We start from the raw sequence: 13,311 nt of genomic DNA, 5'->3' as shown, positions 1-13,311 counted from the left end.
GAGGAGGACGACCCGAATGGCTCAAAGGAAAGGCGCATGGCGAAAGGGAAGCTTGACCGCTGCGTTGGCAGCGATGCTGGCGATGACGGGCACGACTGGAGGAGTGGCTGCGGAAGATTTGTCCGAACCGACACTACAGGCGGAATCAGCCATTGCAGTTGAACAGAACCGTAGCGGTAGCATTCAGCTGGAAAAGTTGGATCGCGGACTGGTAGCTGCGGTGACGCAGGAAGGGGTCTTTTTAAGCTGGCGGTTATTGGCTCAAGAAGTGAACGGTTACGGTTCAACGGGGCTGACAGGAGCGGACTTCAACGTATACCGTGACGGTAAGAAGATTGCGACAGTGACCGACAGTACCAACTATGTGGATAAGGAAGGGAATGGTAAATCAGTATACAGAGTGGCTTCAGTCGTTAATGGGCGGGAAAAGGATCGTAGCGCTAAAGTGAAGCCATGGCAGCAGGGTTACTATGAACTTCCTCTCCAAAAGCCTGCCGATGGGGTAACACCCGCAGGTGAATCCTATACGTATTCGGCCAACGATATGAGTGTGGGGGATGTGGATGGAGACGGACAATATGAATTTTTTGTAAAATGGGACCCGTCGAACTCCAAAGATGTATCTCAGAAGGGGTATACCGGAAATACGTATGTTGATGCGTATACGGCCGAAGGCAAGCTGCTGTATCGGATCGACCTGGGCGTGAATATTCGATCAGGTGCGCATTATACACAAATGATGGTGTACGATTTTGACGGCGATGGTAAAGCCGAGCTGATGTTCAAAACGGCTCCAGGGACCAAAACAATTTCTTTTGATAAGAAGGGCAAGGCGAAAAAAGAAAAGTATATTACTCTGCCACGTGAGGATCGCAAAGCAGGGATCACACATGAGGATGATTACCGTTTGAGTCGCTCGGATTATTATGAGCATGTGGTGAACATGTTCATGAACTGGACGAAGCATGAAGAAGTGGTCAAGGGACAATGGCCTGCTACGCTGGAGGAATGCTTTGGCATCGCTCCGAAGTACAGTTATCCGTTATCCCGAAAGGATGCGGAAAGCCTGACAGACTACTTTATGGATGTATATGCACCATCACGGAGCGACAAAAACAAGCTGAGAGAGTTCGAGGGCTTTATTGTCGATGGACCAGAGTATTTGACAATTTTCAAGGGGAAAACGGGAGCTGAGCTGGATACCGTCCGCTATGAGCCGGAGCGTCATGACGATGGCCTCATGTGGGGCGACTACGCCATGGCCCGAATTGAACCCGCCAACCGTGTAGACCGCTTCCTGGCAGGTGTGGCCTATCTGGACGGCCGCAAGCCGTATGCCGTATTTGCACGCGGCTATTATACGCGTTCCACTTTGGCCACCTACACATGGGATGGTCGCCATCTCCAAAAACATTGGATGGTGGACAGTGGCTGGACACCAATGACCAATCCATTTAACGATGGTCCGCACGGGCGTGATGGAACGGACCCGAAATTTGGCACCTTGACCACACAGGGAGCGCATTCTTTGAGCGTGGTGGATGTGGACGGTGACGGCAAGGACGAAATCGTATACGGTTCCGCCACGATTGACCATGATGGCAGCCTGTTGTACAGCTCATTTGATGTCATGCCTCCTGAAAGTGCAACTCCGGGTCAAACCGCCAGATTGGGGCACGGCGATGCACTGCATGTAACCGATATTGACCCGGATCGCCCCGGCAAAGAAATCTTTATGGTACATGAAGGTGGCACTTACGCTCCATATGGCTATTCTTTGCGGGATGCCAAAACAGGTGAAATCATTTACGGCGCATATTCCGGCAAGGATACAGGTCGGGGAATGGTCGGTGACATAGACCCGGATCAGCGAGGTCTGGAGACCTGGGCCATAGGCCTGTGGACCGCAGCGGGCAAACAACTGGATACGAAGATACCGGGTACCAATATGAGTATCAAATGGGCAGCCGATATGACCACACAAATCGTAAACGGCGCAATTGATGTAACCCCAACCATTGAAGATTGGAAACGAGGTACATTGTTGACCGCCACTGGAACCAAAACGAACAACTATACGAAAGGAACGCCATCGCTGGTAGCCGACATTTTCGGAGATTGGCGGGAGGAAATGCTCGTCCGTACAGCGGATAGCTCAGCCATCCGTATCTATCTGAGCACAGAACCTACGACGCATAAATTGTACACGTTGATGCATGATCCGCAGTATCGCACGGATGTGGCGCGTCAAAATACCGGGTATAACCAGCCGTCCTACACGAGCTTTTATTTTGCATCCGATATGGATTGGGCGAATGTGCCGATTCCCAAGCTCTACACGCCAAAAGCCTTAATAGAGGAAGAGAGCAGTGACGAAGCGGATGAAGTAGAGGCAGCAGAGGTAGATGAAAAAGAAGTCGATGGAACGATAGTTGATGGGACGAAAATAGATGTGAAGGAATGATAAGCGGAGACTATTTCCCAAAATATATAATAAAAAATTAAAGTTTCTTATCTCAAAAGGAGAGCCGTATTTACGGACTCTCTTTTTTTACGTCTTGATGTTATTGAGAATATAAAATGTAACCGCACACATGTAAATGTTGTGATATCTTACCTAACGTGAAATTTGACACATATGTGAAATGAGGATAAATGACAGAGATTTCATGGAGAAGTGAATTGACTGTATTTGTCCCTGTCTCTAAGATGTAATTATATTCCAGACAAAACAGAGAATTGTGTAAGGGAATATAACATAGAGAGGAGGGAATGAATGGACTCTTTGGCTGATCTCTCGGAAACCCCCTTAGCATTAGAAACCCTCAGACGACATCCCTGTTATAACGAAGAGGCACATCGCTATTTTGCGCGCATTCATCTTTCAGTAGCCCCGGCATGCAATATTCAGTGCCATTATTGCAACCGCAAATTCGATTGCGTCAATGAAAGCCGTCCCGGCGTTGTTAGTGAACTGCTTACGCCGGAGCAGGCGGCTAACAAGACCTATGGCGTAGCGGCACAGCTGATGCAGCTGTCCGTTGTCGGCATTGCGGGACCTGGAGATCCGCTGGCCAATGCGGAGGCGACCTTCGATACCTTCCGCCGGGTCCGTGAGACAGTTAAGGACGTCATATTCTGTCTCAGCACGAATGGCCTTACCTTGATCAGGCATGTCGACAGGATTGTAGATCTGGGCATTTCGCATGTCACGATCACGATCAATGCTGTAGATCCAGTGGTGGGGAGCCGTATTTATGGATGGGTCTACGATGAAGGAAAACGCTATGCAGGAGAGGAGGCCGCACGGCTGTTGATTGACCGCCAGCTGGCAGGCTTGAAGATGCTGGATTCGAGAGGCGTATTGTGCAAGGTGAACTCGGTGCTGATTCCCGAAGTCAATGATGCCCATCTGCCGGAGGTAGCCAGGGTGGTCAAGGAGCACGGCGCAGTGCTGCACAACATTATGCCGCTCATCATCGCACCTGGTAGCCGATATGAGCAGGAAGGGATGCGTGCCCCCCGTCCCCGTCTGGTCCGGCAGCTGCAGGAGAAATGTGCTGAAGCGGGAGCTGTCATTATGCGCCATTGCCGTCAGTGCAGGGCGGATGCGATTGGACTGCTGGGCGAGGATCGCAATCAGGATTTTACATGGGAGAACATTGCGGCTGCTCCTCCCATGGATGAAGAGGCAAGGGCACAATTTCAGAAAGAACTGGATGAGAAGGTGAGAGTGAGAATGGAACGCAAGGAGGGACAATCGCACCCCAAACAAGCGTCAACCGGGGCTGGATGTAGCTGCCCGTTATCTGGGGATAAGCCTGAAGTGAGCTTTACCTCAAAGCCAGTCCTAATCGCTGTGGCCAGTCGTGGCGGAGGGAAGGTGAATCAGCATTTCGGCCGTGCCAAGGAATTTATGATCTATGAAAGCGACGGGATTATCGTAAATTTCATAGGCATTCGTAAGGTGCAATCCTACTGCCACGGGAAAGCCGATTGCAATGGAGACAAGGCCGAGACGATGAAGGAGATCCTTTCCATGGTGCATGACTGTGCATTGCTGCTGTCGGCCGGCATAGGCGAGGCCCCCAAAGAGGCATTGCAGGAAGCTGGCGTGCTGTCTATTGTATGCGGCGGGGATATTGAGGAATCCGTTCTGGAATATGTAAAATTTCTACGTTATATGTATCCTGTGCAGAGCAATAAGGGAAGTCAGCGTAATAAGGGAGTTAAGGGCAGTCATTCGGATTTACCCATTGAACATTTTGGAGGCTGAGAAAATATGAGACAAATTGCGTTTTACGGTAAAGGCGGTATCGGCAAATCGACAACCTCGCAGAATACACTGGCTCAACTCGCGACCAAATTCAAACAAAAAATTATGATCGTAGGCTGTGATCCCAAGGCAGACTCCACCCGTCTTATTTTGAATACGAAGGCCCAACAGACTGTGCTGCATCTGGCGGCTGAAAGGGGTACGGTGGAGGACCTGGAATTGGAGGACGTTGTCCAGAAGGGCTTCGGTGACATTCTGAACGTGGAATGCGGTGGGCCGGAGCCTGGTGTCGGCTGTGCAGGGCGCGGCATTATCACGGCCATTAATTTTCTGGAGGAAGAGGGGGCCTACGAAGGGCTGGATTTCGTATCCTACGATGTACTGGGGGACGTCGTGTGCGGGGGCTTCGCCATGCCGATCCGGGAGAAGAAGGCGCAGGAAATCTACATCGTATGCTCAGGCGAGATGATGGCTATGTACGCTGCCAACAATATTGCACGCGGGATCTTGAAGTATGCCAACAGCGGTGGGGTGCGTTTGGGCGGCTTAATCTGCAACAGCCGGAATACGGACCTGGAAGCGGAATTGATTACAGAGCTTGCAAGAAGACTGAACACGCAGATGATCCACTTTTTGCCGCGTGATAATGTTGTCCAGCACGCTGAGCTGCGCCGTATGACTGTAACTCAATACAACCCGGACCATAAGCAGGCTGCGGAGTATGAAGAGCTGGCAGGTAAAATTTTGAATAATGACATGCTAACGGTTCCCACCCCTATTTCCATGGAAGAGCTGGAGGATCTATTGATGGAATTCGGCATTATTGAGGATGAAGAAACCGCAATTAACAAAGCTGAGGCGTCCGGGCAGTAGGCTGTAGCCAGAAGGCTTAATGACGGAATCATCGTGTGATGATGGGAGGAGCTGAACGCGCAGCTCGCAGGAGGGAGGAATAGGTCAAATGAGCAGTATTGTGGATAAGGGTAAGCAGATCGTAGAGGAGATACTGGAGGTATATCCCAAGAAGGCCAAGAAGGACCGGACCAAGCATTTTGAGATCGCGGATGAGGAGCTTGTGAACTGCGGGACCTGTTCTATCAAGTCCAACATGAAATCACGACCCGGCGTCATGACAGCAAGGGGCTGTGCTTATGCAGGGTCCAAGGGTGTGGTATGGGGCCCGATTAAAGACATGGTGCACATTAGCCATGGTCCCATCGGCTGCGGGCAATACAGTTGGGGTACTCGACGTAATTATGCGAATGGGATATTGGGAATCGATAATTTTACCGCCATGCAGATTACAAGCAATTTTCAGGAAAAGGATATCGTGTTCGGCGGAGATAAGAAGCTAGAGGTGATCTGTAGGGAAATTAAGGAGATGTTCCCGCTGGCTAAGGGCATCTCCGTGCAATCTGAATGTCCGGTCGGACTGATTGGTGATGATATCGGGGCCGTGGCCAAGAAGATGACAGAGGAGCTGGGCATTCCGGTCATTCCTGTACGCTGTGAGGGCTTTCGCGGGGTGAGTCAGTCTCTGGGCCATCACATTGCCAATGATGCTATCCGCGATTTTCTGATGGGGCGCCGGGAGCTAAAGGAGTGCGGGCCTTATGATGTCTCCATTATCGGGGACTACAATATCGGCGGTGATGCCTGGGCTTCGCGTATTTTGCTGGAGGAAATGGGACTGCGGGTCATAGCGCAGTGGTCGGGGGACGGTACGATCAATGAGCTGGGGATTGCGCACAAATCCAAGCTCAATCTGATCCATTGTCATCGTTCCATGAATTATATGTGCACAACGATGGAGCAGGAATACGGAATTCCCTGGATGGAATATAACTTCTTCGGCCCGACCAAGACGATGGAGAGCCTAAGAGCGATTGCTGCCCGCTTTGACGAGACGATTCAGGAAAAATGTGAGCAGGTCATCGCCCAATATATGCCGCAGATGGAGGCGGTCATCCGTAAATACCGCCCACGTCTGGAAGGTAAAAAGGTGATGCTTCTGATTGGCGGGCTGCGGGCAAGGCATACCATCGGTGCCTATGAGGATCTGGGGATGGAAATTGTGGCTACAGGCTACGAATTTGCCCATAAGGATGATTACGAAAAGACGTTTCCCGATGTAAAGGAAGGCACTATTCTGTACGATGATCCAGCGGCTTATGAGCTGGAGGAATTGGCCCAGCGGCTGAATATTGACTTAATGGGCGCCGGAGTCAAGGAGAAATATGTGTATCACAAAATGGGCATTCCCTTTCGTCAAATGCACTCCTGGGATTACAGCGGGCCTTATCATGGTTTTGACGGCTTCCAGATTTTTGCACGTGATATGGATATGACCATAAACAGTCCAGTATGGAGCCTGCTGCCGTCCCGGCAGACTGCGGAGGTGTCGGTATGAGCGAGCGTCTGAATATTGTCGATCACAATCAGCTGTTTCGGCAGGATAAATATGTGCGCCAGCGTGAGAAGAAACGAGCCTTCGAGGCCCCATGTTCGCCGGAGGAGGTTACCGACACCCTGGAGTACACCAAGACCAAGGAATACAAAGACAAGAATTTTGCCCGTACAGCCGTAGTCGTGAATCCGGCCAAGGCTTGTCAGCCGCTGGGAGCGGTTATGGCTGCACTGGGCTTTGAAAAAACGCTCCCGTTCATTCATGGCTCACAGGGCTGTACGGCTTATTTCCGTAGCCATCTTGCCCGCCACTTCAAAGAGCCTGTTCCTGCCGTCTCCACCTCGATGACCGAGGATGCCGCCGTATTCGGCGGCATGCGCAACCTCATTGACGGTATAGAGAACTGTATTGCCTTGTATCAACCGGAGATGATTGCAGTATGCACGACCTGTATGGCAGAGGTGATCGGAGATGACCTGTCTGCCTTCCTGGCTAATGCCCGTCAGGAGGGAGCCCTTCCCGAGGATATGCCAGTTCCTTTTGCCAATACCCCCAGCTTCTCCGGTTCACATATTACAGGCTATGATGCCATGCTGCGCTCTGTGCTGGAGACGCTGTATAACAAGTCAGGCCGGACGCCGCAGCCTGGTCATGAGTTGAAGCTGAATGTACTGCTCGGGTTTGACGGGTATACGGGAAATTTTGCGGAAATGCAGCGCATACTGGGGATGTTCGGCGCTACGTATACCATTTTGGGTGACCACAGCAGTAATTTTGATTCAGGAGCTACTGGAGAGTACAGCTACTATTACGGGGGAACGCCGCTTGAGGATGTGCCCAAGGCCGCAGATGCTGCCGGCACGTTGGCGATCCAGCAGTACTCTCTTCGTAAAACATTAGGCTATATGAAGCGAACCTGGGGGCAGCAGGTGTCTTCCATCTCCACCCCGCTGGGCATTCGCGCTACAGATCGCTTGCTTGAAGAGATCAGCCGTCTGTCCGGAAGAGAAATACCCGAGGCATTGAAGCAGGAGCGTGCTCGAGTTGTGGATGCCATGATGGATTCGCATGCTTATCTGCACGGCAAACGAGTGGCTATGGCGGGAGACCCGGACATGCTCATCGGCCTGATTGGCTTTTGTCTAGAGCTGGGCATGGAGCCGGTGCATATTGTTTGCTCCAATGGGGACCGGAAATTTGAGAAGGAAGCAGAGCTTCTGTTGAAGTCCAGCCCTTACGGTGCAGAAGCCACGGTTCATTCTGGTCAGGATTTGTGGCATATGCGTTCGCTACTGTTCCAGGACCCGGTGGACCTGGCTATTGGCAGTTCCCATCTGAAGTTTGCGGCGAAAGAGGCGAAAATTCCTTTGCTCCGTGTGGGCTTTCCGATCTTCGACAGGCATCATCTACATCGTTATCCGATTATCGGCTACCAGGGTACGCTGAATCTGCTTACCCAATTCGTGAATACCGTACTGGATGTCATGGAAGAGCAGGCTCCGGATCATAGCTTTGATTTGGTGCGCTAATTGCTGTATCGCGTAGATGGAAGTTGGCAGCTTGGCTTGTGATTTCAATGAATTCTATCTGAAATAAGGGGGTGTGCGGATGGAGCCGGCTGTGTCTAACGGAAGGCTGGAGGTATCCTGCGGCAACAAAATTCCCAAAAGCACGCCCTGTCCCCGGCCTGTGCCGGGGGAGGCTTCGGGTGGCTGCTCCTTTGACGGGGCCCAGATTACACTGATCCCCATTGCAGATGCGGCTCATCTAGTGCACGGGCCGATTGCGTGTCTCGGCAATAGCTGGGAGAGCAGAGGCAGCCTGTCCAGCGGCCCGGGGCTGTCGGCGTATGGCTTCACTACTGATCTTGGAGAACAGGATATCATTTTTGGTAGTGAACAGAAGCTGCATGAATCGATCCGCTACATTGTCAGCCGTTTTGCTCCTCCCGCTGTATTCGTCTATAGCACATGCGTCACAGCCCTCACCGGTGAAGATATCGAGGGGGTCTGCAAGGCTGAATCGGAGCGGCTGGGGACGCCGATCATTCCGGTGAACAGTCCAGGATTTGTGGGCAGTAAGAATCTCGGGACTCGGCTGGCCGGAGATGTATTGTTCCAGCATATTATCGGCAGTACCGAGCCGGAACAGACAACCTCCCATGATGTCAATCTCATCGGGGAATACAATATTGCGGGCGAGATGTGGCATATCGAGCGGCTGATGCAGCAGACGGGAATGACTATCCTGTCCCGAATTACCGGGGACGGTCGGTTCCGTGAGGTGGGATGGGCGCATCGTGCCAAGGCCAACATGGTCGTATGCAGCCGAGCTTTGCTGGGCCTAGCAGTCCAAATGGAGCGTAAATACGGCATTCCTTATTTTGAAGGTTCATTTTATGGAGCAAAGGAGACGAGTTATTCCTTGCGCCAGATGGCTTACCTGACCGGAGATCGTGATGTAGAGCGACGGGTGGATAAGCTGGCCGCACGGGAGGAAATGAGGCTATCGCTGGAGCTGGAGCCCTATCGCAAGCAGTTGAAAGGAAAGCGGGCAGTGCTCTATACCGGGGGTGTAAAGAGCTGGTCTGTCATTACGGCTTTGCAGGAGCTGGGCATAAAGGTGGTAGGTGTAGGCACGAACAAGAGCACTGCCGAGGATGTATCCCGGATTGCTGACCGTATCGGGGATGATGCGGAATACATCCCGGAAGGCGGTGCCCGGCAGATTCTCAAAACCGTACGGAGCCGCAAGGCAGACATGGTCATTGCCGGGGGCCGGAATATGTATATGGCGCTTAAGGAACAGATTCCTTTTGTGGACATCAATCAGGAGCGGCACAAAGCCTATGCGGGCTATGACGGGTTGTTGTCTCTGGCGAAACAGCTTGTGCATACGCTGCAGCATCCGGTGTGGGAGCTGACCGCCAAACCAGCTCCATGGGAGGAGGAGACGGAATTTGCCGATTAAATCCGCCACGAAGCCTGTCAGTATCAACCCGCTCAAGGTAGGACAGCCTTTGGGGGGCATGCTGGCTCTGCAGGGGATGTATCGCTCAATGCCTCTGCTGCACGGCGCTCAGGGCTGCTCGGCCTTCTCCAAGGCGCTGCTGACTCGCCATTTTCGAGAGCCGATAGCCGTTCAGACCTCTGCGCTGCAAGAGATGGACGTTATATTTGATGCAGATCGGAATCTGGAGGAGGCACTGGATCATATCTGGTCCAAACACCATCCAGATGTCATCGGCGTTATCAGCACGGCCCTCACCGAGGTGGCAGGCGTTGATTTTCAGTCCAGGGTAAAGGCGTTCAAGCGGGAACGGGCCTTGAAGGACAGTCTGCTGTTTTCTGTATCGCTGCCTGATTTTCACGGCTCTCTGGAGACGGGCTATAGCAGTACAGTAGAGTCGCTAATGGATGCCGTACTCGGGTTGGCCGGAGGCAAGTCCCCCAAAAAACAGCGCCGGACGCAGGTCAATCTGCTGCCGGCTTCTTATCTGACTGCCGGAGATGTTATGGAAATCAAGGATATTATCGCTTCCTTCGGCCTGGAGGTTATTACGCTCCCCGATATCTCCACTTCCTTGTCCGGTCACCTGCTGACAGGTTTCTCCCCTTTGACGAGAGGGGGGACTCCGCTGGATTCAGCCTGCCAGATGCTGGAGTCTTCCTGCACCATTGCCATTGGCGCGAGCATGGAGCGTCCAGCCCGCAGGCTGACTCATGCCGCAGGCATTCCCTACCACTTGTTCACGGGTCTGTCTGGCTTGGCCGCGAGCGATGCGTTCATACATTTTCTACAGAAAATCAGCCGCGAGCCAGCCCCTGTTCGCTTCCGCTGGCAGCGTGAAAATCTGTTGGACAGCATGCTGGATGCCCATTTCTATTATTCCGGCGCTTCGGCTGTAGTGGCGCTAGAACCGGATCATATGCTGTCGACCGCAGCCTGGCTCGAGGAGATGGGAGTGGAACTGAAACGGTTAATTACACCCTGCAGCACGCCCGCACTACAAAAGACAGAACGGGAAGTCTGGATCGGTGATCTGGATGATGCAGAGGAGAGCGCGCAGAGCGTGGATTTATGGATCAGCAATTCACATGGAAGAAAGGGAGCGGCACGGGCCGGGGCCTCATTCATACCGGCAGGCTTACCAGTGTATGACGAGCTGGGCGCCCATACATCCGTAAGCGTCGGATACCGTGGAACCATGGAGTGGGTGAACAGGGTAGGCAATGTATTGCTTGCCGAGAGGGGGAAGGGAGGATGAGGGTTGCATTTGCGACGGAGGACGGTGTGCTTGTGAATGCTCATTTTGGGCAGAGTCCTATGTTCACTGTATTCGAAATCCGGCACTCAGGCGTCCAGTTCCTAGAGCATCGGGAGATAGACCCGGGGAGCGATGAGAACGAAGCGGGCAAGATCGCCAGCCGAATTGGCCTGATCGAGGATTGTGCCCTGATCTTCCTGGTACAGATTGGCGCTTCGGCCGCCGCACAGGTTACCAAGCGGACCATTATGCCTGTGAAGGTAGCCTATGGAAGTCCCATTGAGGAGCAGGTACGGCGGCTCCAGAATATGCTGGATCGCAATCCGCCCATGTGGCTTGCCAAAATTCTGCATGCTGAGGAGGGCAACGGCAAAGCCGAATCATGAGCCTTCAATAAGGAAGAGCAACCATATGGTGTCAAGACCTGCGGACCGAATATCTTAAAGGCGGGAGCCGCACATGGAGGGATGGGCGAATGGTACAGCTGCTGGAAGACAGTAGATACGGACGCCAGTTGAAGCTGCTGGGAGTGGAAGGTCAGAACAAGCTAAAGCAAGCTACGGTTATGGTCGCAGGCATCGGAGGATTGGGAGGAACAGCGGCCATGTACCTGGCCGCTGCTGGAGTGGGAAAGCTGATATTGGCCCATGAGGGCGTAATCCATCTGCCCGACATGAACCGGCAGGTGCTGATGGACAGCGGACGAATCGGGGAGGAACGGATGGAGACGGCATTGCAGCATTTGCACCGTATTAATCCGGAGACCGAGCTTGAGGGCCACGCCCACAGAATTACGGAAGAATCCTCTGGGCCATGGGTAGAAGCGGCGGATACCGTGATTGATGCACGATATGACTTTCCGGAAAGATATGCGCTGAACAGACTATGTGTTCGACATGGCAGACCGATGATAGAAGCGGCCATGTACGCCTATGAAGTATCGTTGATGACCATTGATCCCGGTAGGACGGCATGCCTGGAATGTCTCTACCCGGAAGGCGGACAGCCTTGGGAACCTTTGGGATTCCCGGTCTTGGGAGCCACCTCTGGTTTGATTGGCTGTATGGCTGCACTGGAAGCGGTCAAATGGATTACAGATGCGGGCAATCTGTTCACTGACCGCATGTACCGTATGAATGTGCTGGATATGAGCAGCTGCACCATAGCCGTCAAACGCAACCCGCGTTGTCCGTGCTGCGGAACGGGAGGGGATACAGATGAGTCGGTTGCATATTTGTGATACGACACTTCGTGATGGAGAACAGGCTCCAGGCGTTGCCTTTTCAGCCGAGGAAAAAACTGAAATTGCCATCATGCTGGACTCGGCGGGGGTGGAGCAGGCTGAGATCGGAATTCCGGCAATGGGTAAGGCGGAGTGCAGGTCTATTGCCAGGATTGCTGCTCTTGGACTTCAGATGAAGCTAATGACCTGGAATCGCGCGGTGTTCACGGATATTGATGCAGCTGAATCGACAGGCGTCGGCTGGGCCCATATTTCGGTTCCCGTGTCGACGGTGCAGATGAAGTCCAAGCTGGGTATGAATCCTGAGCAGGTGACGGAGCTGATCCGCAAGTCTGTCGATTACGCTCTGTGTAAAGGATTGACTGTTTCCGTAGGCTTTGAGGATGCTTCAAGGGCAGATGACCTGTTCCTTGAGCAGTTGGCGAATCAGCTCTATAGGGATGGCATCCGGCGCTTCAGATATGCCGATACGCTGTCCGTTCACCATCCCGCTGCCATAGCTGCCCGTATAGACAGGCTTGTATCGCGCGTGCCACAGGATGTGGAGCTTGAGATTCACTGTCATAATGATTATGGCCTGGCGCTTGCCAATACCCTGGCAGCTTTGCAAGCGGGAGCTGTCTGGGCCAGTACCACGGTGTCGGGACTTGGGGAAAGGGCAGGTAATACGGCGCTGGAGGAGGTGGTGATGTCGTGGAGAGATCTATATCAAGGAACCTGCAGCGTCCGTCCCGAACTACTGAACCCGCTGGCTACACTGGTGTCCCAAGCCTCCAACCGAATCATTCCTGAAGGCAAGCCCATTGTGGGAGACATGGTATTCGCCCATGAATCCGGCATACATATCAACGGTCTGCTAAAGGAGCGCGCCGCCTATCAGGCGCTTGATCCGACTGAGCTGGGCACTGACCATTCCTTCGTACTCGGCAAGCATTCGGGCAGAAGTGCAGTTCAATATGTGCTGGAGCAGGAAGGAATCGAGGCAGGCTCCGGTGAAATCAAGTTCCTGCTGGAGCGGCTTCGCCTAGTCGGTGAAGATCCCAAGCGTGTCATCCATAGCGCGGATTTAAGGCGCTGGCTGCAGTATGATTCGGCAGAGCTGCCGAAATAACCGAAAA

10 protein-coding genes are annotated in these 13,311 nt (G+C 52.9%); all 10 read left to right on the top strand.

Annotation, left to right across the window (positions count from 1 at the left end; translation table 11 throughout):
- The first annotated feature begins 16 nt into the window (after positions 1–16).
- The 10 genes from JOD82_RS23905 to JOD82_RS23860 all read left to right on the top strand — a co-directional run bounded on the left by JOD82_RS23905 (position 17) and on the right by JOD82_RS23860 (position 13,304).
- The gene (locus tag JOD82_RS23905) at positions 17–2,464 is read left to right on the top strand and encodes a rhamnogalacturonan lyase (RefSeq protein ID WP_069010329.1); all 2,448 of its coding nucleotides are present in this window, start codon (positions 17–19) and stop codon (positions 2,462–2,464) included.
- Between the two features lie 312 nt (positions 2,465–2,776).
- Positions 2,777–4,276: a nitrogenase cofactor biosynthesis protein NifB gene (nifB, locus tag JOD82_RS23900; RefSeq protein ID WP_209950055.1), complete on the top strand. Its 1,500-nt coding sequence runs from the start codon at positions 2,777–2,779 to the stop codon at positions 4,274–4,276.
- 6 nt (positions 4,277–4,282) lie between these two features.
- A complete protein-coding gene (gene nifH / locus JOD82_RS23895) occupies positions 4,283–5,149 on the top strand; it encodes a nitrogenase iron protein (RefSeq protein WP_069010331.1) in 867 nt (288 codons plus the stop codon).
- Between the two features lie 88 nt (positions 5,150–5,237).
- The gene (nifD, locus tag JOD82_RS23890; RefSeq protein WP_209950054.1) at positions 5,238–6,686 is read left to right on the top strand and encodes a nitrogenase molybdenum-iron protein alpha chain; all 1,449 of its coding nucleotides are present in this window, start codon (positions 5,238–5,240) and stop codon (positions 6,684–6,686) included.
- Positions 6,683–8,212 (top strand): nitrogenase molybdenum-iron protein subunit beta, encoded by a 1,530-nt coding sequence (nifK, locus tag JOD82_RS23885; RefSeq protein WP_209950053.1) that lies wholly within the window; start codon positions 6,683–6,685, stop codon positions 8,210–8,212. Before nifD ends, nifK begins: the two co-directional genes overlap by 4 nt.
- Before the next feature lie 79 nt (positions 8,213–8,291).
- Positions 8,292–9,653, top strand: coding sequence for a nitrogenase iron-molybdenum cofactor biosynthesis protein NifE (gene nifE, locus JOD82_RS23880; RefSeq protein WP_209950052.1), 1,362 nt, complete (start codon positions 8,292–8,294; stop codon positions 9,651–9,653).
- A complete protein-coding gene (gene nifN, locus JOD82_RS23875; RefSeq protein ID WP_209950051.1) occupies positions 9,643–10,950 on the top strand; it encodes a nitrogenase iron-molybdenum cofactor biosynthesis protein NifN in 1,308 nt (435 codons plus the stop codon). The genes nifE and nifN overlap by 11 nt, the downstream gene beginning before the upstream one ends.
- Positions 10,947–11,336: a NifB/NifX family molybdenum-iron cluster-binding protein gene (locus JOD82_RS23870; protein WP_209950050.1), complete on the top strand. Its 390-nt coding sequence runs from the start codon at positions 10,947–10,949 to the stop codon at positions 11,334–11,336. The genes nifN and JOD82_RS23870 overlap by 4 nt, the downstream gene beginning before the upstream one ends.
- 89 nt (positions 11,337–11,425) lie before the next feature.
- Positions 11,426–12,190: a HesA/MoeB/ThiF family protein gene (locus tag JOD82_RS23865; protein WP_209950049.1), complete on the top strand. Its 765-nt coding sequence runs from the start codon at positions 11,426–11,428 to the stop codon at positions 12,188–12,190.
- Positions 12,168–13,304: a homocitrate synthase/isopropylmalate synthase family protein gene (locus tag JOD82_RS23860; RefSeq protein WP_209950048.1), complete on the top strand. Its 1,137-nt coding sequence runs from the start codon at positions 12,168–12,170 to the stop codon at positions 13,302–13,304. Before JOD82_RS23865 ends, JOD82_RS23860 begins: the two co-directional genes overlap by 23 nt.
- The last annotated feature ends 7 nt before the right edge of the window (positions 13,305–13,311 follow it).

It is taken from the genome of Paenibacillus sp. 1182 (genome assembly GCF_017833915.1).
In the GTDB taxonomy this organism is placed as follows: domain Bacteria; phylum Bacillota; class Bacilli; order Paenibacillales; family Paenibacillaceae; genus Paenibacillus; species Paenibacillus polymyxa_D.
The sequence above is the reverse complement of the archived record's forward strand: the minus strand, read 5'-3'. Positions and strand labels throughout refer to the sequence as shown.